The 21205-nt window shown below is 60.7% G+C and carries 19 protein-coding genes; 15 read left to right on the top strand and 4 right to left on the bottom strand.

Annotation, left to right across the window (positions count from 1 at the left end; translation table 11 throughout):
* Positions 1–62 precede the first annotated feature (62 nt).
* Positions 63–1184 (top strand): HAF repeat-containing protein, encoded by a 1122-nt coding sequence (locus GM668_RS05425; RefSeq protein ID WP_155437926.1) that lies wholly within the window; start codon positions 63–65, stop codon positions 1182–1184.
* A 97-nt stretch (positions 1185–1281) separates the two neighbouring features.
* Here the strand turns inward: GM668_RS05425 and GM668_RS05420 are convergent, their stop codons facing one another.
* Both GM668_RS05420 and GM668_RS05415 read right to left on the bottom strand, forming a co-directional pair.
* Entirely contained in the window at positions 1282–2076 is a 795-nt protein-coding gene (locus GM668_RS05420; RefSeq protein ID WP_155437925.1) for a substrate-binding periplasmic protein, read from the bottom strand.
* A 62-nt stretch (positions 2077–2138) separates the two neighbouring features.
* A complete protein-coding gene (locus GM668_RS05415; protein WP_155437924.1) occupies positions 2139–3323 on the bottom strand; it encodes an MFS transporter in 1185 nt (394 codons plus the stop codon).
* Between the two features lie 107 nt (positions 3324–3430).
* Between GM668_RS05415 and GM668_RS05410 the strand changes: the two genes are divergently transcribed.
* The gene (locus GM668_RS05410) at positions 3431–4747 is read left to right on the top strand and encodes a cyclic di-GMP phosphodiesterase (RefSeq protein WP_155437923.1); all 1317 of its coding nucleotides are present in this window, start codon (positions 3431–3433) and stop codon (positions 4745–4747) included.
* Positions 4748–4771: 24 nt separating this feature from the next.
* On the opposite strand, the gene GM668_RS05405 is transcribed toward GM668_RS05410, so the two are convergent.
* Positions 4772–5071: a hypothetical protein gene (locus GM668_RS05405; protein WP_155437922.1), complete on the bottom strand. Its 300-nt coding sequence runs from the start codon at positions 5069–5071 to the stop codon at positions 4772–4774.
* 9 nt (positions 5072–5080) lie between these two features.
* Here GM668_RS05405 and GM668_RS05400 point away from each other — a divergent pair, with 9 nt between their 5' ends.
* The 4 genes from GM668_RS05400 (at position 5081) to GM668_RS05385 (ending at position 11147) form a co-directional block, all read left to right on the top strand.
* The gene (locus GM668_RS05400) at positions 5081–7639 is read left to right on the top strand and encodes a TonB-dependent receptor (protein WP_229498957.1); all 2559 of its coding nucleotides are present in this window, start codon (positions 5081–5083) and stop codon (positions 7637–7639) included.
* Positions 7640–7754: 115 nt separating this feature from the next.
* Entirely contained in the window at positions 7755–9119 is a 1365-nt protein-coding gene (locus GM668_RS05395) for an MFS transporter (RefSeq protein WP_155437920.1), read from the top strand.
* The gene (locus GM668_RS05390) at positions 9106–10086 is read left to right on the top strand and encodes a glycoside hydrolase family 43 protein (protein WP_229498955.1); all 981 of its coding nucleotides are present in this window, start codon (positions 9106–9108) and stop codon (positions 10084–10086) included. The genes GM668_RS05395 and GM668_RS05390 overlap by 14 nt, the downstream gene beginning before the upstream one ends.
* On the top strand, positions 10086–11147 hold the full coding sequence (locus tag GM668_RS05385; RefSeq protein ID WP_155437918.1) for an aldose epimerase family protein: 1062 nt from the start codon (positions 10086–10088) through the stop codon (positions 11145–11147). The genes GM668_RS05390 and GM668_RS05385 overlap by 1 nt, the downstream gene beginning before the upstream one ends.
* Before the next feature lie 80 nt (positions 11148–11227).
* Here the strand turns inward: GM668_RS05385 and GM668_RS05380 are convergent, their stop codons facing one another.
* On the bottom strand, positions 11228–11914 hold the full coding sequence (locus GM668_RS05380) for a GNAT family N-acetyltransferase (protein ID WP_170305500.1): 687 nt from the start codon (positions 11912–11914) through the stop codon (positions 11228–11230).
* A 158-nt stretch (positions 11915–12072) separates the two neighbouring features.
* On the opposite strand from GM668_RS05380, the gene GM668_RS05375 reads away from it, so the two are divergent.
* From GM668_RS05375 to GM668_RS05335, 9 genes are all read left to right on the top strand, one after another.
* On the top strand, positions 12073–12702 hold the full coding sequence (locus GM668_RS05375; RefSeq protein WP_155437916.1) for a VOC family protein: 630 nt from the start codon (positions 12073–12075) through the stop codon (positions 12700–12702).
* A 7-nt stretch (positions 12703–12709) separates the two neighbouring features.
* A complete protein-coding gene (locus tag GM668_RS05370) occupies positions 12710–13066 on the top strand; it encodes a translation initiation factor Sui1 (RefSeq protein ID WP_155437915.1) in 357 nt (118 codons plus the stop codon).
* Positions 13067–13078: 12 nt separating this feature from the next.
* Entirely contained in the window at positions 13079–13561 is a 483-nt protein-coding gene (locus GM668_RS05365; RefSeq protein WP_155437914.1) for a hypothetical protein, read from the top strand.
* A gap of 100 nt (positions 13562–13661) precedes the next feature.
* Positions 13662–14021, top strand: coding sequence for a hypothetical protein (locus GM668_RS05360; RefSeq protein WP_155437913.1), 360 nt, complete (start codon positions 13662–13664; stop codon positions 14019–14021).
* A 286-nt stretch (positions 14022–14307) separates the two neighbouring features.
* Positions 14308–16050: an IlvD/Edd family dehydratase gene (locus GM668_RS05355; protein ID WP_155437912.1), complete on the top strand. Its 1743-nt coding sequence runs from the start codon at positions 14308–14310 to the stop codon at positions 16048–16050.
* Positions 16051–16064: 14 nt separating this feature from the next.
* The gene (gene araD1 / locus GM668_RS05350) at positions 16065–17057 is read left to right on the top strand and encodes an AraD1 family protein (protein ID WP_155437911.1); all 993 of its coding nucleotides are present in this window, start codon (positions 16065–16067) and stop codon (positions 17055–17057) included.
* Positions 17054–18649, top strand: coding sequence for an aldehyde dehydrogenase (NADP(+)) (locus tag GM668_RS05345; RefSeq protein WP_170305499.1), 1596 nt, complete (start codon positions 17054–17056; stop codon positions 18647–18649). The genes araD1 and GM668_RS05345 overlap by 4 nt, the downstream gene beginning before the upstream one ends.
* A 97-nt stretch (positions 18650–18746) precedes the next feature.
* Entirely contained in the window at positions 18747–19514 is a 768-nt protein-coding gene (locus GM668_RS05340) for an SDR family NAD(P)-dependent oxidoreductase (protein ID WP_155437910.1), read from the top strand.
* A 146-nt stretch (positions 19515–19660) separates the two neighbouring features.
* Positions 19661–21205 (top strand): alpha-N-arabinofuranosidase, encoded by a 1545-nt coding sequence (locus GM668_RS05335; protein WP_229498979.1) that lies wholly within the window; start codon positions 19661–19663, stop codon positions 21203–21205.

Genomic DNA, 21205 nt, shown 5'->3' with positions numbered 1-21205 from the left:
CTTTAGAAAATCTTCATGGAGCGCGGGTTATATTGATAGCACCGCACAACAAGGAGATTTTCATGCGCTACATTGCCCTGGCTGCCGCCCTGTTCACGTTATCGGCCGGCGCCGCTACCGGCCGGCCCGGCTTTGGCGAATTGCCTGGTGAAAGCAGCCAGGCGTATGACGCCAACCGTTCCGGCCAGGTGGTCGGCATGATAGAAAGCGAAGATGGGCGCCGCCGCGCCGTGCTGTTTGAGTACGGCAAGGTGACGGAGCTGGGAACCCTGGGCGGCTCCGACAGCGAAGCGCGCGCCATCAACGCGGCCGGCATGATCACGGGCGCCGCGCAAAACAGGGAAGGCCGCTGGCGCGCGTTCGTCTATGAAACCAGGAAAGGCATGACGGATTTGGGCACGCTGGGCGGCGGTGGCGCGTCCGCCGTTGCCATCAATGCGTCGGGCCAGGTGGTGGGCCATTCGGATTTGCCGAACGGCGACTTCCACGCGTTCGTCACGGAAGACGGCGTCATGAAAGACCTGGGCACCCTGGGCGGCAAGACCAGCTTCGCAGCCGGCATCAATACAGCCGGCGCCGTGGTGGGGACGGCGCAAAACCCCGAAGGCTTCCGCCGCGCATTTGTCGCCCCGGCAGGCAAAGCCATGCAGGAAGTGCCGGGCCTGGGAGGCCGCATCAGCATGGCCACGGCCATCAACGATGCGGGACTGGTGGCCGGCGCCGCGGAAACGCCGGAAAAACGCTGGCATGCGTTCATCTGGGATGGCACGCGCACCATCGACATCGGCGCGCTGCTGCCGAAAGGCGTCAACAGTTTTGCCACCAGCATCAATGCGGCCGGCCACGTGGCAGGGACCGTGACGTCGGAAGGCTTCCAGCCGCTGACGTTCGTATACAAGGATGGCAAACTGTCCGTGCATCCCCGTGAAGCGGGCCTGTATTTGACCAATAAGATCAATGACAGCGGTCTCGTAGTCGGTTCCAGGTTCACCGGCAAGCGGCTGGCCGCTTATGCGGTCGATGAAACGGCGCCTGTAAAGACGACCAGCCTGGTGGATTGGGCGATACGCGTCGGCATTGCCATTGGCGTAGTGGTCACGGCGTGGCGCATACGGCGCCGCACCAATGGGCCGATGTTCCCGTTGTCGCAAGTGAAAGTCATTGCCATCCGGTTCACGCGCTAGTACCGGTAGCGCGCCGTCGATTGATTGAGCGCCTTGGCCAGCCACAGGTGGCAAGTGATTGCCGAAGATAATGGACCGGTGACTGCGGGCAGGTTGATCAGTGCTGCGCCGTGCACGGCGGCACGGCGATGTCCGTCTTGTGCGCCATGGCTTGCCAGTCACGGTTGCAAGGCAGGGTGGCCAGCGCTTCGTTGATGGCGGCCAGTAATTCCGGCCGGTCGCGGGCGACAAAAATGTGGCGCGAAAAACGGTTCGGCCCCGGTGTGCGCACATACGACAGCTTGCCGGCAAATTCCGCCTGCGATGACATGTTCTGGAACATGAAGCGGTTCACTTGCGTGAAATCGATCCGCCCCGCCAGCAGTTTGCGCATGTTCGAATATTCGTCATTGGCCAGGTCGAGCTGGATCACGCCATCCGCCACCATGGTTTCCAGCCCCATATAGCGGTAGCCGCGCACCGTGCCATAGCGCTTGCCTTTTAAGTCCGACAGCAGGTGGATGGGCGGCGGTTTGGCGCCGGCAAACACCAGCACGTTGTAATCGTCAAAAACCGGCGTGCTCCACAGGTAGCGCGAGCGGCCATCGTCATCGATGAAGCTGGGCGCCAGCAGCAAGCCGACGGCGTCGAAATGCGGCGGCGCATCGAGGTGCGCGCGCAGCAGGCGCATGCGGGGCAAATGCTGCAGCTCGAACCGGTAGCGGCCCTTTAATTGCTGGTTCAAGTGCTTGACCAGCACGTCGCACAAGCCGCTGCCGTCAGGATAGACGAACGGCGCGTAGCGGTACGTGTTGATAGCCGTCAGTGCAATTTCTTCCGCGCGGACGCTGGCCAGCAGCAGGGCAGGCAGGAGGTACAGGGCGGCAAACAAATGTTTCAGGCGCGGAGTCATGGAAAAGGCTGGTTGGAATTTCCTCGCATCAGTATATGCCAGGAAATTTTTTACGTGCGACCTCACGCACGGATCGCCAGCAGGTAGCACGCCAGCGATGCCAGCGCGGCAGCCAGCAGCACCAGCAGTAAATTCGCCGGCGAACTTGCTTGCGCCAGCGCCACCACGGCCAGCGGTCCCGCTGCGCGCGACAGCAGCGATGGTCCCGCCAGCGCGCCGGAAATGGCGCCATAGTGGCGGCGCCCAAACAGCGTTTGCGGGATCGTACCCCGGACAATGGTGAGGATGCCGTTGCTCATGCCATACAACAGGCAAAATGCCGCGGCCGCCCAGCCATGGCGGCCAAACAGCAGCAGCGCCACCAGTGCGGCAGGCAGGGCGCCAAACGTGATCTTGCCAACGGTTTGCGGTTTTGCACGGCGGCCCACGGTCATTTCCCCGATCCGGCCCGCCACTTGCATGGGACCCACCAGCGCGGCCAGTGCGACCGCTACGCCGGCCGCATGGCCATATGTTTGCAGCAGTGGAATCAAGTGCACGGACAGCGCGGCAAAAATAAAGCTGTTGGCTGAAAACGCAAAACCCAGTTTCCAGAACGCGGGATGGCGCACGGCTTCGGCCAGCGTGTGATCGCGCGGGCCGTCCTGCGCCGCGGCAGCGCCGGTAGCGGGCGCCGCGGCCGGCAAGCGTTCGCCCTTTTGCAGCAGCAAATGCAGCGGCAGGCACACGAGCCAGTGCGCGACGCCATAAATGAGCCACGTGTCGCGCCAGCCGGACGCGCCCAGCAAATGCTGTGTCAGCGGCCACGATACGGTACTGGCAAAACCACCGAATAATGTCAAAGTTGAAATCGCTTGCCGGCTTTGCATACCGAATTCGCGATTAATAGTGGCAAACGCCGCTTCGTACATGGTCATCGCCATGGCCAGGCCCAGCACGGTCCACGCGGCGTAATAAGCGGCAACCGTGTGCACCTGGCTGAGCGCGGCAAACCCGGCGCCGCACAGCAGCGACCCTGCACCCATGACCCACCGCCCGCCGTGCTTGTCGATCAGCATGCCGACCGGCGTTGCGGCGGCGCCGGACACCAGCAAGCTCCACGAAAAGGCGCCAATCACGGTTTCACTGCGCCAACCCAGGTCGCGGGCCATGGCAGGCGCAAGGATGGCGATGGCGTAATACAGCGCCCCCCACGACATAATTTGAGTACAAGCAAGGATCGCGAGGTTGATGCGGCGGAAATGCATGACTTGTTGTGAAATGACAAAGCGTGAAGTGTATATTGTTATTGCTTTCCCGCTGTTATGGCATAGCATGGAACTGCATTAAATTTCCACGCGGAATGAGGGCGGCTATGCTGAAAAAGATTCCTGTCACAGACTTAAAGCTTGGCATGTATATCGAGAAGGTCGTTGGTTCCTGGCTGGCTTCCCCCTTTTGGCAAAAGCACATCTTGCTGGAGCGGCTGGAAGATTTGCAGCGCGTACAGGCCAGTTCGGTCAAGGAAGTGTGGATCGATGTCAGCAAGTCCCGCATTATCGCGCACCAGGGTGTGGCGGCCGGACAGGACGAGGACGAGGATGAGGATGACGGCGCGGAGGAAGAGGCCGTAGGCGCCGTGCCGGACAGCACCGCCTCTGCCGCCGCGCCCGCGCCTGCAGTTGCGCAGCGCGCTCCACGCATTCCGCGTGCACCGTTGAGCTCGATTGCGCCCGTCAGCTTGGACCGTGAACTCAAGCAAGCGAGTGTGCTGATAAAAAAATCGCGCGACGCCGTGCATTCGATGTTCACGGAAGCACGCATGGGCAAGGCGGTGGCGGTGGAAGACGCTATGCCGCTGGTGGAAGAAATTTCCGAATCCGTCATGCGCAATGCGGGCGCCATGATAGGCTTGGCTCGCCTGAAAACCGCCGACGATTACACCTATATGCATTCTGTGGCCGTGTGCGCGCTGATGATCGCACTGGGCAAGCAGCTGAAATTGGATGATGAACAAATCCGCCAGGCAGGGCTGGCGGGCTTGCTGCACGATATAGGCAAAATGGCTGTGCCGCCGCCTATCCTCAACAAGCCCGGCAAGCTGACGGATGAAGAGTTTAATGCTGTAAAGCAACACCCGTCCCAAGGCCACCAAATGCTGCTGGAGACGCCCGGCATGCCGGACGCCGCGCTCGACGTGTGCCTGCACCACCACGAAAAAATCGATGGCACCGGCTATCCGGAAGGGTTGAAAGGCGGGCAGATCAGTGTATTTGCGCGCATGGGGGCAATTTGCGACGTGTATGACGCTATCACGTCGAACCGGCCATATAAACAGGGCTGGTGTCCGGCGGAATCGCTGCGCCGCATGGCGGAGTGGAGCAAAGGACATTTCGATGAGCACATGTTTGCTGCGTTCATCAAATGCATCGGCATTTATCCGGTCGGCACGCTGGTGCGGCTGAAATCCGAACGGCTGGGCGTGGTGGTGGAGCAGGCAAGCGGCCAGTCGCTGATCAAGCCGAAAGTGCGCGTGTTTTACTCGGCGCGGGCGCGCAGCTACGTGCGGCCGGAATTGGTTGACCTGGCGTCGGCTGCCGTCACCGACAGCATTGTCGCGCGCGAGGATGCGGCCGCGTGGGACTTGAAAGACATCGACAGGTATTGGTCTGGCGCAACAGAATTTGCATAATTTGTTGCCATTGTTGTGATTGGGTCACAGTTGCATGGCTGCAGCGCTCGCTCGCCTGCCATCCGCATTGCCGCCATTTTCCCTTGCTCCACCGATACCCATACGGTAAGGTTCGCGGTTGTCGTACAACCGTGTCCATATATGAAGCCCCTCCGTGATATCAAAAACGATATCAAAAAGCGTGAAAAATTGATTGGATTGAATTCGTTCCCGACAATTAATATGGTTTCCACGCAGACGGGTCAGGCAAGGCCCGGGATTGATAACTAAAAAGGTATTGGAGACTAAATGGAACGGATACAAGGCCAAATTGCGGCTGCGCATCAGCCTTTCATGTTGAAAGTGGCGGTCGCATCGCTGCTGGCGGCTGGCGTCATGAGCAGTGCGTCGGTGTGGGCGCAGGACGCCGGCACGGTGGTGGTAACGGGCGTGCGCAAGGCCGCCCAGAGCGCGCAAACCATCAAGCAAAATTCCGAGCAAGTGATGGATTCCATTGTTGCCGACGACATTGGTAAATTCCCTGACAAAAATGTGGCGGAAATCCTGGGCCGCGTACCGGGCACGCAAATCATCCGCGACAACGGTGAAGCCGGCCAGGTCATCATCCGTGGCCTGGGCGGCATCGTGACCACCTTGAACGGCCGTGAAATGTTCACGGCCGCCGGCCGCAGCCTGTTCCTGGCCGACGTACCGGTCGCCATGCTGCAGCGCGTGGACGTCTATAAATCGCAGGCTGCCGACATGAATGAAGGCGGCGTGGCCGGTGTCATCGACGTGCGCACCAACCGTCCATTTGATTTCAAAGGCGAGCAGGTGGCGCTGACCGCCCGTGCCGAGCACCGCGGCCTGGCCGGCCATACGGACCCGAACCTGTCCGGCATGTGGTCGAACCGCTGGAAAAGCGCGGAATATGGCGACTTCGGCATCCTGGGCGGCATTTCGTACCAGCGCGGCCGTTATCACGACGAAACCGCGTGGGTCGCGCCGCCGATCAAGTGGCCGCTGTATAACAATATGCAAGGCGCCGATTCCATGGGCCGGGTGATGACGCAGGGCGACCGCAAACGCTGGGCCGGCAATTTCTCCGCACAATGGCGTCCGAATTCGGACCTGGAACTGTATGCGGAAGGCTTCAGCACCAAGATCAACCACGATTCGTCCAGCGTGTTCTTCGTCGGCGTGCTGCCATGGTTCCAGGCTGGTTCCACCGTCACCACGCAGCAGGGCAGCAATTACCTGGATTCGATCAGCAAGAATGGCGCGGACGGCCTGTTTACCTTAAGTTCGACCCAGGCCCGCCGCGATGAATCGATCGGCCACCAGGGTGCGATCGGCGGCCGCTACAACATTACGCCGACCGTGCGCTTTACAACGGAACTGGCCCGCACCCTGAGCCGCTACACGCAGGAAAACCCGATCCTCGATACTGTGCTGCCAGGCCCGCTGAATATCAAAGGCGCCATCCGCGATGGCGGCGGCTACCTGGAATACCCGGGCACCGACATGACCAGCCCGAACAAATGGGTGACCGACGTGTTCTGGGATAACCACAATGCATCGTCCGGCCGTTCGACCGACTGGCGCGGCGACGTGATCTGGGAACCGGAAAGCGATGGCATCCTGAAGGAACTGTCCAGTGGCGTGCGCCTGGCCAAGCGGTTTGCCACGTACGTGCATGAAAAGGACAACTTCAACAAGGTGGCTGCCATTCCGGTCACCTCGCTGCCCAGCGGTTTGAATTGCGTGACTGAAGCGACGGGCGGCAATTACGGCATGAACCAGTTTTACGCGCCATGCCGCGACTACCTGTTGGACAACACGGCGGCGCTGCGCACGGCGCTGGGCCTGAAAGGCCGAACGGCGGATGACCCGCTGTCGTACTATTCGGACGTGGAAACCACGACGGCCCTGTACTTGAAGGCGAAGTTTGGCGTGGACGTGGGCCCGGTACCGGTCGATGGCGCGGTGGGTGTGCGCTGGGTACAAACCAAGCAGGAAGTCGATGGCTACAGCCAGGTCACGTCGGCCACGGGCGCTTCCACCATCATCCCGGCGCACAGCGACAGCACCACCAGCGATGTCTTGCCAAGCGCTTCCCTGCGCGCCAAATGGATGCCCAACCTGCAATCGCGCCTGGTGGCCGGTAAAGCCATCCAGCGCGCCAACTTCGGCGACTACAATCCGGGCCTGATCCTGCACGATTCGACGGCCACGACTTTGGCGACGGGCAGCGCGGGCAACCCGAACTTGCGCCCGACGCAGAGCAAGAACGTGGACTTGTCGCTGGAATGGTACTTTGCGCCCGCCAGCTCGCTGACTGCGACCTTGTTTGAGCACCGCTTCACCGACTATGAAATGTGGCGCCAGCGTAACGAGACCATCAATGGCAAGACTTACCTGGTCAACCGTCCATACAACGTGGGCAAGGCGAACCTGAAAGGCTCCGAGTTCTCGTACCAGCAATTCTTCACGATGCTGCCGGGCTGGATGAGCGGCTTGGGTGTGCAAGCCAACGTGACGTTCATGCATGGCGGCGTGCAAAACGAAGACGGCGCCAGCACCACGCCGGACTTCCCCGGCATGTCGAAGAAGGCGTACAACGTTGTCGGCCTGTATGAATACGACAAGCTGTCGGCCCGCCTGGCGTACAGCTGGCGCGACAAGTTCGTGGCCGAGTACAACTACCGCGGCTGCTGCGATTTGATCGTTGACCCGATCAAGTTCCTCGATGCGTCGGTATCGTACAAGCTGACCAAGGACGTGACGGTCAGCGTGGATGCGAATAACCTGCTGAACTTCGCATACCACGATTACCATGGCACTGCCGCCGCGCCGCGCGACGTGCGCCGCTATGACCGTACGGTCGGGGTGTCGCTGCGCTGGAAGATGTAAGTTGTAACCTGTAGTAAGGCCATGCCGCCGGTGTCAGAGGCGGCGGCATGGCTGGCAGCACAGCCGGCGCCGCATCGGGGTGGCGCCGGCCGTTTCACGTATTGGGAACCGCACAATGCATACGCAAAAATTAAGCACGCTGGAAAAGATCGGCTTCGGTGCAGGCGACATGGCGCTGAACGTGGTGATTTCGTCGATGATGTTGATCATCACGTTTTATTACACCGATATTTTCGGCCTGAAGCCATTGGACATGGCCACGCTGTTCCTGGTGGTGAAATTCGTCGGCGCGATGGCCGACCTGGTCATGGGCCAGATCACGGACCGCGTGACGACGCGCTGGGGCCGTTACCGCCCGTATTTCCTGCTGCTGGCCGTCCCTTACGGCATCAGCGTCTTCTTTGTTTTTACGACGCCATCGTGGGGTTACGACGCCAAGCTGCTGTGGGCGTATTCGACGTACATCCTGATGACCTTGATGACGGCCGGCGTCGGCATTCCGTATATTTCACTGCCCAGCAGCCTGACGTCCGATCCGCAAGAACGCTTGTCGGCCAATGGCTACCGCCTGTTCTTTGCCAAGATTGCCGGCTTCCTCGTCACCATCGTGGTGCCGATCCTGGCCAACCAGTGGGGCGGCAGCGACAAGTCCGCCGGCTACCAGATGGCGATGGCCGTGATGGCCGTCATCGGCATTGCGCTGTTCCTGTTCTGCTTTGCCACCACCACCGAGCGCGTGCCGCACGTGGTGCAAAAACAGTCGCTGTGGCAGCAATTGCAAGTGTTGCTGCGCAATGACCAGTGGCTGATCCTGTGCGGCGTGTGCGTGACGGGCACCATCGGCTACGTGCTGCGCGGTTCGGTCGCCATGTATTACGCCAAGTATTACCTGGGCGGCAATACCGCCGCTGTTTCTGCCTTCATGTCGCTGGGCGTGGCGGCTGCCATCCTGTCGATGATCGCGTCGACGTGGATCACCAAGTTCTATTGCAAGGTCAAATTGTTCCGCTACTCGCAAATCGTGGTGGCGGCGCTGTCGGTGGCGATTTATGTGTTCGTCAAGCCGGGCGACATGGTACTGGCTTCCGTGCTGTACTTTACGTTGTCGTTCGTCGTGGATTTGCACGCGCCCGTGTTCTGGTCCGCTATTGCTGAGACCATTGATTATGGCCAGTTGAAAACCGGTAAGCGCGTCTCCGGCTTTGCGTTTGGCGGCATTTCCGTGTGCCAAAAAGCAGGCATGGGCATTGCGGGCTGGCTGGTGGGCGTGCTGTTTGCGTATTTTGATTACCAGCCGAACCAGGAGCAGACTGCGGCCGCGCTCAACGGTATCGCGCTGATGCTGTCTGTGTTACCCGGCTTCTTCCACTTCCTGATGGGCGCATTGATGTTCCGTTACCGCATCAGCGATGACTATTACACGGAAGTGAAGACGCAAATGCAAAGCCATGGCTTAGTTGGCAATCATGTGGCAGGTTGAATTTTTGGAAATGGAGAACCTTGTGGCTGAGATTTTGAAGCCCTTGATCGAGCAGCGCGCCGATCCCTATATCATCAAGCACGCGGACGGCTACTACTACTTCACGGCATCCGTGCCGCAGTATGACCGCATTGAATTGCGCCGTTCGAAAACCATCGCCGGCCTGGCCGGCGCGGACAAGGTCAGCGTGTGGCGCAAGCCGGACGTGGGTCCTTACAGTGAACTGGTGTGGGCGCCGGAACTGCATTACAACCAGGGTGCGTGGTATGTGTACTTCGCCGCCGCGCCGAGCCGCGAAATCAAACACAAGCTGTTCCAGCACCGCATGTATGCGATCCGCAATGTGCATCCCAATCCGCTGGAAGGCGAGTGGGAATTCATGGGCCAGGTCGATACCGGCATCGACACGTTTTGCCTGGACGCCACCACGTTTACGCACCATGGCCAGCTGTATTACCTGTGGGCGCAAAAGGATGTGGCAATCGAAGGCAATTCGAACCTGTACATCGCGCCGATGAAAACGCCGTGGGAAATCGGAGGCAAGCCGGTCATGCTGTCGAAGCCGGAGTTCGACTGGGAAATCCGCGGCTTCTGGGTCAACGAAGGCCCGTCCGTCCTGAAGCGCAACGGCAAGATTTTCATCAGCTACTCTGCTAGCGCTACCGACGAGAATTACGCGATGGGTTTGCTGTGGGCCGATGAAAACGCGGACTTGCTGGACCCGGCGTCGTGGAACAAATCAGCGACGCCGGTATTGCAGACTTGCTTTGAACACGGGGTCTATGGCCCGGGCCACAACAGCTTTACTTATGGCGACGATGACGAAGTGCTGCTGGTGTACCACGCCCGCACGTATACGGAAATCATCGGCGACCCGTTGTGGAATCCGGACCGCCATACGTATGTGAAACCGCTGCGCTGGGATGCGCAGGGTATGCCGGTGTTTGGCCGGCCATCGGTGGCGTAATGAAGCCGCTCCATATTTCTGAAGCCCCGTTCGGCACGACGCTGACGGGCATCCCCGTCCATCTGTTCACGATGGTGAATGGCAATGGCATGACCGTGAAAGTCACCAATTACGGCGGCATCATCACGGAACTGCACGTGCCGGACCGCGACGGCAAATTGGCCGATGTCACGCACGGCTTTGACAGCGTGACGCCGTATGAAGGCGACGTGCCGTATTTCGGCGCGCTGATCGGCCGCTATGGCAACCGCATTGCGCACGGCAAGTTTTCCATCGATGGCCAGCAATACCAGCTGGACATCAACAATGGCGTCAACCATTTGCACGGCGGCTCGCAAGGCTTCCACAAGCAGGTGTGGAAAGCCAAGCCCTTTATGCGCGCCGATGAAGTGGGCGTGACCTTGCAATACACCAGCCTGGATGGCGAAATGGGGTATCCGGGCAAGCTGCAGGTGGAAGTCGAATACCAGCTGAACAACGCCAATGAACTCAGGGTGCTGTACCGCGCGGTCACGGACAAGCCGACGGTGGTGAACTTGACGCAGCACGCGTATTTCAATTTGTCCGGCGAAGGCGACATCCTTGACCACCAGCTGCAAATTTGCGCCGACCGCTATACGCCGGTTGATACGGGTTTGATTCCTGCCGGGCAGCCCGCAACGGTGGCGGGTACGCCATTTGACTTCCGCAAGCCGCAAGCCATCGGCTCGCGCATTCACGCCGATGACGAGCAGTTGCGCCGCGGCTTGGGCTATGACCATAACCTCGTGTTGAATAAGCCGGTGGCCGGCTTGCTGGCGCTGGCCGCCACGTTGCGCGATCCAAAGTCCGGCCGCGTGCTGGAACTGTACACGCGCGAGCCGGGCTTGCAGTTCTACAGCGGGAACTTCCTCGACGGTTCGCTGCAAGGCAAGGGGCGTACGTATGCATACCGCAGTGGCCTGTGCCTGGAGCCGCAGCATTTCCCCGATTCTCCGAACCGGGCTGATTTCCCCTCGACTGTTCTGCGGCCGGGGGAAACTTACACAACGGAGTCGCTCTACCGGTTCTCGGCAGTGTGACCATTGTGTTTGAGTTGTAGTAGTACGTTCTTCTGTGTGATGTCTTTGGGGCCGGGACGGGCGACTATCCCGGCCGTTTTTTATGCGGGCGCGGTGAACAGCATGTCGTAAGCGTCGTCGGTTTCGCCGATGACGACAAACCCCAGCCGTTCATACAGGTGCAGCGCCGGATTGACTTTGAAGACGCTGAGTTTGATGGAAGCGCCGTATGCCATGGCTTGCGCCATCAATGCGTGCAGCAACAGGCTACCCAGTCCTTTGCCTTGTTCGCGCGGCGCCACTTGAATTTGAATCAGATCCCACACTGGCGGGCTGCGCACCACCTTCAGCAACCCGACTGGTTCGCCTGCCAGTTCAACAATTTCCGCCCACTCGAACTGGTAGAGAATGCGCTGCCTATGCAATTCATCGGAAGGCGTTTTACCTGCTGCAAGCATGGGTGTATCCATGCATTGATGGCGTAGCTCCATCAAAAACGGCAAGTCGGCGTCATTGGCCTTGCGTAGTACCGGAGTGGGTTTTTTGCCGATCAAGCCAAAACTCTCGTCGGGAAATCCCACCCGGACTGCCTGGTAGATGAGCCTGCCGACTGTTTCGTAACCCGCCCCTTCGTCCGGGACGAATTTCAGTAATGGCGGCGGCGTCCGTTTTGCCATGCTTTCCAATAACGGTGTCGCATCAACGGCGGCAAGCGTGACGCCTTCAATCGTCACGGTCTGGTCGGCATGGAAGTGGATCGTGAGCGTATCCCGGACTGGCATGGACATGTAGCAGTATCTCCTGCAGGAAAGAATATGCTGATTGTATGCTGTTATCACCTTTACAATCAATGGGTGAGTTTCTTGAGACGCCATCCGGCGGCTGCGGTAATCCTCTGGTGCCACAGGCCCGCACTCGCGCCAACTTCGTGCCATATAATCGCGGCATGCTGATTGATCACTTTTTCATTTGCGTGCAGCCCGGTGCACCCGAAGCGGCCGCGCTGGCCGATTTTGGCCTGGTGGAAGGCTCCGCCAACCGCCATCCGGGCCAGGGCACGGCCAACCGGCGCTTTTTCTTTGCCAACGCATTCCTGGAATTGCTGTGGCTGGACGATGCGGCCGAAGCGCAAAGCGAAGCCACCCGTCCCACCAAGCTGTTTGAGCGGCTGTCAGGGGAGGGCGCGTCGCCGTTCGGTATATGCTTCCGCCCGGCGCCTGGCGATGACAGCCCGCTGCCCTTTGCCAGCTGGCGCTACCAGCCGGCGTACTTCCCGCCCGGTATCGCGTGCGACATCGCGCTGGCGCCGCTGTCGGAACCCATGTGGTTTCACCTCACGCCGGGCGGCAGGCCGGATGCATTGCCGCCGGAACGCGCGCAGCCGCTGGCGCACCGCGTACCGCTGCGGGAAGTCACGGCCGTGACAGTGATCCAGCCCCGCAGCCTGCCATCGCTGGCGTTGCCCGTCCGCTTTGCGCAAGGCGATACCGACTTGCTGGAAATCGAATTCGACGGCGGGATGCTAGGCAAGGTGCATGACTTCCGTCCCACGCTGCCGCTTGTCTTCAAATATTGAAACTATGATGAAAAACCGTTCCCAGGGTGGCCTGGTCTATTCCACGGAAACCGGCCGCATGTGCCCTGAATGCGGCAAGCCTGCCGCCGCCTGCGTGTGCAAAGCCAATGCGAAAGCCGTGCCGCGCGGCGATGGCAATGTGCGGGTTTCGCTGCAAACCAAGGGCCGGGGCGGCAAGGCTGTCACGCTGGTCAAAGGCGTGGCGCTTGACGACGCGGCGCTGGCGGCATTGGGCAAGCAGTTGCGCTCGGCCTGCGGCGCGGGCGGCACCGTCAAGGACGGCGTCATTGAAGTGCAAGGGGATCACCGGGAATTATTGATCGCGGCGCTGGTGAAACTGGGACATAAAGCGAAAGCGGGGTAACGGATGCGCGCCATGTGGTGCAGGTTGGGATGGGGGCTACTCGGCAGTGTGTTGCATGTGGCGGCCCAGGCGGCGTTTGAGCTGCCCGATCATTTGACGGGAACCTGGGGGACGGGCGCGTCGCTGTACGACGGGACCGGACCGCAAGGCGACCTGTATTTGATGGCGGACGGGCAAGGTGTGATGGCGGGTTCCGGTCCGGCTCCCGTACGCGTGGATGGCAAAGACGATGGCAAGCTTGCGGTGCGCGCCGTGATTGGTTTCGCGGTCCGCAGCACGTGGCAAGACGATGTGCTGACTATCAAGCCGTATACGGACGACCCGGTGCAGGCGGCAAAGTTGGAGCGCGTTCAGGCGCACTTTACCTGCACCTATGATCCGGCCGTGCCGTCGCTGGCATGTACCACGTATCCTACCCATGAATTATTCGTGTTCAAGCGCCGCAGCGCCGACGTGCCCGCTGAGATAGTGCGGATGCTGGGCGCTCCGCGTTAATCGGCAACCTACTTGGTGTGTTGCGTTCGCGACAGTTGGTATTTGTCGTGGGCGCCAAGGCGTGGGAGGATAGCGATATCAAAGTCATCCGGGAGAAACCATGAAACGCCACCGTGCCGCCGTGTTCCTGCTTGCCGGTGTCTTGCTCAGCCTGCCTGTGGCTGCCGCCGTCAGCACGCTGAAATTCAGGATTGCCGCGGAGCCGGATGAGATGGCCAGTATCACGTGCGTGGAAGCCACGGGCGGCGCCTGTACGGTGGCGACGGGGATGCAGGAAGACCCGCATCCCGCCATGCACCGGATCGCCATCGGCGGCACCATTGAATTGAAAAACCCGGGCGGACGGCTGCATTACTGCGTGACTGTCAAGGAACAGCTTGAATGGCCGTCCTGCCTCAGTGGCACGAATACGGGGCCGCTGAACATCCCCCGCACCGTCAATAAGATCCTGTGGGACTGATAGCACTATTGCGTGGCCCTGAAAGAGCGCACTGAATGGCCGTCGTGCCTGGACGGCGCCAATGCCGGCGTGCCGGGTACGCCGCGCACAGTCAATAAACTGCTGCTGGTTTAACCAGCCGCCATCAACCATGCCATGGCGCCCTTGCGGCGCCTTGTCTTTTTCCTGTAGCGATACTGTTTTTAATATCGATTTCGATTTTTAATTCATTGGAAACATATCGATAGCCCCTTTAGTATGCCTACATCGCAACCGCCAGAGCGGGACAATTACAGGAGAATTTTGCATGTCGGAGACTAAGAAAAAAGTAGCCCTGCGCTCTGCCGAGTGGTTCGGCACGCAGGACAAAAACGGTTTCATGTACCGCAGCTGGATGAAAAACCAGGGCATCCCTGACCATGAATTTCAGGGCAAGCCTATCATCGGCATTTGCAATACGTGGTCCGAACTGACTCCGTGCAATGCGCATTTCCGCAAGCTGGCCGAGCACGTCAAGCGCGGCATCCTGGAGGCGGGCGGCTTCCCCGTTGAATTCCCCGTGTTTTCGAATGGCGAATCGAATTTGCGTCCCACCGCCATGCTGACCCGTAACCTGGCGTCGATGGACGTGGAAGAGTCGATCCGCGGCAATCCGATGGACGCCGTCGTGCTGCTGGTCGGCTGCGACAAGACCACACCGGCCCTGCTGATGGGCGCTGCCAGCTGCGATATCCCTGCCATCGTCGTATCGGGCGGCCCTATGCTGAACGGCAAACTCAATGGCAAGAGCATTGGCTCCGGCACCGCTGTCTGGCAGCTGCACGAGCAAGTCAAAGCCGGTGAAATCTCCATGCATGATTTCCTTGCAGCCGAAGCAGGCCACTCGCGTTCCGCCGGCACCTGCAACACGATGGGCACCGCGTCCACCATGGCGTGCATGGCGGAAGCGCTGGGTACGGCGCTGCCGCACAATGCCGCGATTCCCGCTGTCGATGCGCGCCGCTATGTGCTGGCCCACATGTCCGGCATGCGCATCGTGGACATGGTGTGGGAAGACTTGCGCCTGTCGAAGATCCTGACCAAGGAAGCATTTGAAAACGCGATCCGCGTGAATGCCGCGATCGGCGGCTCGACCAACGCAGTGATCCACTTGAAAGCCATCGCCGGCCGCATCGGCGTGCCTTTGGCCCTGGAAGACTGGACCCGCATTGGCAAAGGGACGCCGACCGTGGTGGACTTGCTGCCGTCGGGCCGCTTCCTGATGGAAGAGTTTTACTATGCGGGCGGCTTGCCGGCCGTGATCCGCCGCCTCGGCGAAGCGGATCTGGTCAAGCACAAAAATGCGCTGACCGTGAACGGCAAATCGCTGTGGGAAAACTGCAAGGACGCGCCGATCTACGATGAGGAAGTGATCCGTCCGATCGACAAGCCGCTGCTGGCCGATGGCGGCATCTGTATCTTGCGCGGCAACCTGGCTCCGCGCGGCGCCGTGCTGAAGCCTTCGGCCGCCACGCCGGAATTGATGCAGCACCGCGGCAAGGCTGTCGTGTTTGAAAACTTCGAGCACTACAAGGAACGCATCCTCGATCCAGACCTGGACGTCACCAAGGATTCCGTGCTGGTCATGAAAAATTGCGGCCCGAAAGGCTATCCGGGCATGGCGGAAGTAGGCAACATGGGCCTGCCGCCGAAACTGCTGGCGCAGGGCGTCAAGGACATGGTGCGTATTTCCGATGCGCGCATGAGCGGCACGGCATATGGCACGGTGGTGCTGCACGTGGCGCCGGAAGCCATGGCAGGCGGCCCGCTGGGCATCGTGCGCGACGGCGATATCGTGGAACTCGATTGCGCCAACGGCAAACTGAACCTGGAAATCTCCGACGAAGAAATGGCGCAGCGCCTGGCTGCCCGCGCTCAGCAGCCAGATGACAGCGCCAAGTCCGGCTACCAGCAACTGTACATCAACCACGTGCTGCAAGCCGATGAAGGCTGCGACTTCGACTTCCTGGTCGGCATGCGCGGCTCCAAGGTTCCGAAACATTCGCACTAATTAAGGACACATTCATGTTGCTCGTACAGTTCAAGAATCAACACGGAGAACGCCGCGTGGGCCTGCTGGAGCAGGACACCATCCGCGAACTCGAAGGCTTTACCACGACGTATGCACTGGCGCAGGCAGCCATCCGCGGCAAGACCGGCCTGGCGGAACTGGCCCAGTCCCGCGCCGGCGCGCAAACCCATTCGTATCAGGAAGTGCTGGCAGGCGGCCGTTTGCTGACGCCCCTGGATCATGAAGATAGCGCTCACACCTATGTGTGCGGCACCGGCCTGACCCACCTGGGCAGCGCCGGCACGCGCGACGCCATGCATAAGAAAATCGGCGGCGACGTGGAAACCCTGAGCGATTCCATGAAGATGTTCCGCATGGGCGTGGAAGGCGGCAAGCCTGCTTCGGGCACGCCGGGCGTGCAGCCGGAGTGGTTCTATAAAGGCGATGGCTCCATCGTGGCGGCCAATGGCGAAGCGTTGAAAATGCCGGACTTCGCACTGGATGGCGGCGAAGAGCCTGAAATCGCGGGCTTGTACGTGATTGGCGACGATGGACAGCCTTACCGCGTTGGTTTCGCGATCGGCAATGAATTCTCCGACCATGTGACGGAGCGCCAGAATTACCTGTACCTGGCCCACTCGAAGCTGCGCGTGTGCGGCCTGGGCCCGGCGCTGCTGGTGGGCGAATTGCCGCAGCACGTCTCCGGCACGTCCCGCATCCTGGACAAGGAAGGGAAAGTACGTTGGGAAAAAGCGTTCGTCAGCGGCGAGCAAAACATGTCGCACACCATCGAGAACCTCGAATACCACCATTTCAAATATGGCTTGTTCAACCGTCCGGGCGACGTGCACATTCATTTCTTCGGCACGGCAACGCTGAGCGTGGCGGACAACATCAGCGTGCAGGCGGGCGAGAGCTTTGAGGTGGAGGCGCCGGTCTTTGGCCCGGCGCTGCGTAACAAGCTGGAAGTCGTTGCAACCTCGTATGCGAAAGTGAAAGCACTGTGACCTCAGTTACCACCATTACCGGACAAGCCCTCATCAACGGCAATGCCGTGCAAGGCAACGGCGGTTCGTTCCAGGCGTTCGACCCATCGCTGCGCCAGCATATCGAGCCATCGTTCCACATGGTCGACCTGGAACAAATCAATGAAGCGTGCGCGCTGGCCGGCGCAGCTTTCGATACGTTCCGCGCACTGGCGGACGCCAAGCGTGCGGATTTCCTGGAAACCATCGCCGCGGAAATCATGGCGCTGGGCGACGCGCTGATCGAACGCGCGATGGCGGAATCGGGCTTGCCACGTGTACGCCTGGAAGGGGAACGTGGCCGCACGTGCAACCAGTTGAAACTGTTCGCGGACTTGCTGCGTGAAGGTTCGTGGCGCGATGCCCGCATCGATACGGCGCTGCCGCAGCGCACGCCGCCGCGCCCGGACCTGCGCATGCGCATGATTCCGGTCGGCCCCGTCGCCGTGTTCGCGGCCAGTAACTTCCCGCTGGCGTTTTCCGTGGCGGGCGGCGATACGGCGTCCGCGCTGGCAGCCGGCTGTCCGGTCGTGCTGAAAGCCCACTCGGCGCACCCCGGCACGTCGGAACTGGTGGCGCGCGCCATCGTCAAGGCGGTAGAGCAGTGTGGTTTGCCAGCCGGCGTGTTTGCGCTGCTGACGGGCACGGGCAATGGCATCGGCCAGACCCTGGTCGCGCATCCTGCAATCCAGGCTGTCGGTTTCACGGGTTCCCGTTCCGGCGGTACCGCGCTGATGGCGGTGGCGGCGGCGCGTCCGCAACCGATTCCCGTGTATGCGGAAATGAGCAGTATTAACCCGGTGTACCTGTTGCCGCAAGCGCTGGCCGCCCGTGGCGACGACATTGCCCAAGGCTTCGCCGGTTCGCTGACGATGGGTGTAGGCCAGTTCTGCACGAATCCGGGCCTGGTGCTGGGCATCGATGGTCCGGCATTCGACCGCTTTGCCGCCGTGGCAGCGGAGGCGCTGGCCGACGTCCAGGGCGCCACCATGCTGACGCCAGGGATTGCTGGGTCGTTTCAGCGCGGCGTCGCGTCGCTGGCCGGCCAGTCGTGCGTGACGACGCTGATCAATAGCAACGACGCGCAAGTGCAGGAAGCCGGCAAAGGCGCCCCTGCGCTGTTCAAGACGCAAGCTGCCGAATTCCTTGCCAGGCATGCGCTGCATGAAGAAGTGTTCGGCCCTGCGTCGATGCTGATTGCCTGCAAGGACGTGGCGGAAATGGTGGCGGTGACGGAACGCCTGGAAGGACAGTTGACGGCAACTTTGCAGTTGGATGAGGGCGACTTTGGCGCGGCGGAACAATTGCTGCCGGTGCTGGAGCGTAAAGTTGGCCGTATTCTGGCCAATGGTTTCCCGACCGGCGTGGAAGTGTCGACAGCCATGGTGCATGGCGGGCCATTCCCGGCCACCGCCGATGGCCGCAGCACGTCTGTCGGGACTGGCGCGATCAACCGTTTCCTGCGTCCGGTGTGCTATCAGAACCTGGCGCAGGCGCTGCTGCCAGAGTCGCTGCGCGACGGTAACCCAAGCGGGATCTGGCGCCGCGTGGATGGGGCTTTAGGCAAGGCATGATCCGCTTTGGGGGATGCACCGTACCGAACACCGCAGGCTGAGCTGGCCCAGGTGGCCCGCAGTGACATGCATATCAAAATAAGAACGAGGAGACAACATGACTGAATTGGCCAAATTCGGCAGTTTGCGCGGCAAGCGCGTATTTATCACGGGCGGCGGCACGGGCATAGGCGAATCGCTGGTGGAAGCCTTTGCCGCGCAGGGCGCTTCCGTGGCCTTCGTGGACATCGCCAGGGACGCCAGCCTGGCGCTGGTCGAGCGCGTGCGCGCCGCCGGCCACCAGACACCGCAATTCCGCTATTGCGACATCACGAATATCCCCGCGCTGCAAGCCGCCATGGCCGAATGCGCGGAAGAATTGGGCGACTTCGATGTGCTGGTGAATAACGCCGCCAATGACCAGCGCCACAATATCGAAGACGTCACGCTCGAGTACTGGAACGAGCGCATCGCGATCAACCAGCGTCCCATGTTCTTTACGTGCCAGGCTGTCCTGCCGGGCATGAAGAAAAAAGGCGGCGGCTCCATCATCAATATCAGTTCCATTTCGTGGAAAGCCAAAGGCGCCGGCTATCCTGTCTACGCCACGACGAAATCTGCCGTGATCGGCCTGACGCGCAACCTGGCGCGCGACCTGGGCCCGCACAATATCCGCGTCAATACCGTGACCCCTGGCTGGGTCATGACGCAGCGCCAGATTGACCTGTGGGTCGACGCTGCGGCGGAAGAGGAAATCACGCGCATGCAATGCCTGCCGGGAAAACTGATGCCCGCTCACATTGCGTCGATGGTACTGTTCCTGGCGGCCGATGACAGCGCCATGTGCACGGCGCAGGAATTCATCGTTGACGCTGGCTGGGTGTAAGCACGCTGTCCGGCAAGCCATTCATTCCAAGACGTCGCGGAAGGACGGCGCCATCCAGGCTCGCCGTACCGCGTCCGCGCGTCCATGCCTCACCCGGCGGCGCTTCCGCCGTGGTGTCAAATAACAAGGAGACTCACATGCGTTTCATGAACAAAACCATTTTCGCTGCAGCAGCAAGCCTGTTGGCCTGCGCATCATTCGCGGCATGGGCGGAAACCGTCGTCACCATCGACGCCGCCAAGCCGGGCGCCGTCATCAACAAGAACGTGTACGGCCAATTCGCCGAACACCTGGGCACGGGCATTTATGAAGGCATGTGGGTCGGTCCGGACTCGCCCATCCCGAATACGAAAGGATGGCGCAACGACGTGCTGGCGGCGCTGAAGGACTTGCACGTGCCGCTGGTGCGCTGGCCGGGCGGCTGCTTTGCCGACGAATACCACTGGCGCGAAGGCATCGGCCCGCGCAAGGACCGGCCTGTCAAAGTCAACACCATGTGGGGCGGCGTGGAAGAACCGAACTGGGTTGGCACGCACGAATTCTTCGACCTGGTGGAGTTGCTGGGCGCGGATGCCTATGTCAATGGCAACCTGGGCACGGGCTCGAACCAGGAAATGGCGGAATGGCTGGAATACATGACGTCCAACACCAAGTCCGGCCTGGCGGAACTGCGCCGCAAGAATGGCCGCGACAAGCCGTTCAAGGTCGCGTATTTCGCGGTCGGCAATGAAGCGTGGGGCTGCGGCGGCAACATGACGCCGGGCCACTATGCGAACCTGTACAAGACCGCCACCACGTTCCTGAAAGCGCCGCACGACAGCCGTCCGAAATTCATCGCCAGCGGCGGCAATGACAATGACGTGACGTGGACCACGACGCTGTCGAAAGAAGTCAAAGACAATATCGACGCCATCAGCTTCCACTATTACACGATCCCGACCGGCAAGTGGGAAGTGAAGGGCGCTGCGACCGGCTTTGGCGAAGGCGAGTGGATCTCCACCATGAAAAATACGCTGGCGATGGACAAGCTGATCGCCAACAACGTCAAGGTGCTGGACCAGAACGACCCGCAAAAGAAAATCGGTTTCTATGTGGATGAATGGGGCACCTGGTATGACGTGGAAAAGGGCACCAATTCCGGTTTCCTGTACCAGCAAAACAGCTTGCGCGACGCCGTCGTGGCAGCGCTGAACTTCAACATCTTCCACAATTATGCGGACCGCGTGCGCATGACCAACATCGCGCAAATGGTCAACGTGCTGCAGGCGATGATCCTGACCGACAAGGACAAGATGCTGAAGACGCCGACTTACCACGCGTACCACATGTACGTGCCATTCCAGGACGCCACCACGCTGCCGGTCGCCATCAAGGATAACGGCGCTTACAAGCTGGGTGAAACCGCCGTGCCGCAAGTGAGCGCTTCGGCGGCGCGCGGCAAGGACGGCAAACTGTACCTGGCGCTGGTCAACACTAATCCGAACAAGGAAACGGAAGTCACCGTCAACGTCGCGGGCGGCAAGGCTGGTGCGGTACAAGGCCGCATGCTGACCGCCGGCGCGATGGATGCGCACAATACGTTTGCCCAGCCGGACGCTGTCAAACCTGTCCCATTCACTGCGCAAGCGAAGGGCGGCAAGCTGTCCATGAAACTGCCGGCCAAGTCCGTCGTTGTGGTAAACGTGGAGTAA

The organism is Pseudoduganella ginsengisoli (assembly GCF_009720865.1).
Taxonomy (GTDB): domain Bacteria; phylum Pseudomonadota; class Gammaproteobacteria; order Burkholderiales; family Burkholderiaceae_D; genus Rugamonas; species Rugamonas ginsengisoli.
The sequence above is the reverse complement of the archived record's forward strand: the minus strand, read 5'-3'. Positions and strand labels throughout refer to the sequence as shown.

Excerpts from the sequence above, each read along its gene's own strand:
- GM668_RS05425 (WP_155437926.1), top strand. The coding sequence starts at position 63 with ATGCGCTACATTGCCCTGGCTGCCGCCCTGTTCACGTTATCGGCCGGC.
- GM668_RS05420 (WP_155437925.1), bottom strand. The coding sequence starts at position 2,076 with ATGACTCCGCGCCTGAAACATTTGTTTGCCGCCCTGTACCTCCTGCCT.
- GM668_RS05415 (WP_155437924.1), bottom strand. The coding sequence starts at position 3,323 with ATGCATTTCCGCCGCATCAACCTCGCGATCCTTGCTTGTACTCAAATT.
- GM668_RS05410 (WP_155437923.1), top strand. The coding sequence starts at position 3,431 with ATGCTGAAAAAGATTCCTGTCACAGACTTAAAGCTTGGCATGTATATC.
- GM668_RS05405 (WP_155437922.1), bottom strand. The coding sequence starts at position 5,071 with ATGCGCAGCCGCAATTTGGCCTTGTATCCGTTCCATTTAGTCTCCAAT.
- GM668_RS05400 (WP_229498957.1), top strand. The coding sequence starts at position 5,081 with ATGTTGAAAGTGGCGGTCGCATCGCTGCTGGCGGCTGGCGTCATGAGC.
- GM668_RS05395 (WP_155437920.1), top strand. The coding sequence starts at position 7,755 with ATGCATACGCAAAAATTAAGCACGCTGGAAAAGATCGGCTTCGGTGCA.
- GM668_RS05390 (WP_229498955.1), top strand. The coding sequence starts at position 9,106 with ATGTGGCAGGTTGAATTTTTGGAAATGGAGAACCTTGTGGCTGAGATT.
- GM668_RS05385 (WP_155437918.1), top strand. The coding sequence starts at position 10,086 with ATGAAGCCGCTCCATATTTCTGAAGCCCCGTTCGGCACGACGCTGACG.
- GM668_RS05380 (WP_170305500.1), bottom strand. The coding sequence starts at position 11,914 with ATGTCCATGCCAGTCCGGGATACGCTCACGATCCACTTCCATGCCGAC.
- GM668_RS05375 (WP_155437916.1), top strand. The coding sequence starts at position 12,073 with ATGCTGATTGATCACTTTTTCATTTGCGTGCAGCCCGGTGCACCCGAA.
- GM668_RS05370 (WP_155437915.1), top strand. The coding sequence starts at position 12,710 with ATGAAAAACCGTTCCCAGGGTGGCCTGGTCTATTCCACGGAAACCGGC.
- GM668_RS05365 (WP_155437914.1), top strand. The coding sequence starts at position 13,079 with ATGTGGTGCAGGTTGGGATGGGGGCTACTCGGCAGTGTGTTGCATGTG.
- GM668_RS05360 (WP_155437913.1), top strand. The coding sequence starts at position 13,662 with ATGAAACGCCACCGTGCCGCCGTGTTCCTGCTTGCCGGTGTCTTGCTC.
- GM668_RS05355 (WP_155437912.1), top strand. The coding sequence starts at position 14,308 with ATGTCGGAGACTAAGAAAAAAGTAGCCCTGCGCTCTGCCGAGTGGTTC.
- araD1 (WP_155437911.1), top strand. The coding sequence starts at position 16,065 with ATGTTGCTCGTACAGTTCAAGAATCAACACGGAGAACGCCGCGTGGGC.
- GM668_RS05340 (WP_155437910.1), top strand. The coding sequence starts at position 18,747 with ATGACTGAATTGGCCAAATTCGGCAGTTTGCGCGGCAAGCGCGTATTT.
- GM668_RS05335 (WP_229498979.1), top strand. The coding sequence starts at position 19,661 with ATGAACAAAACCATTTTCGCTGCAGCAGCAAGCCTGTTGGCCTGCGCA.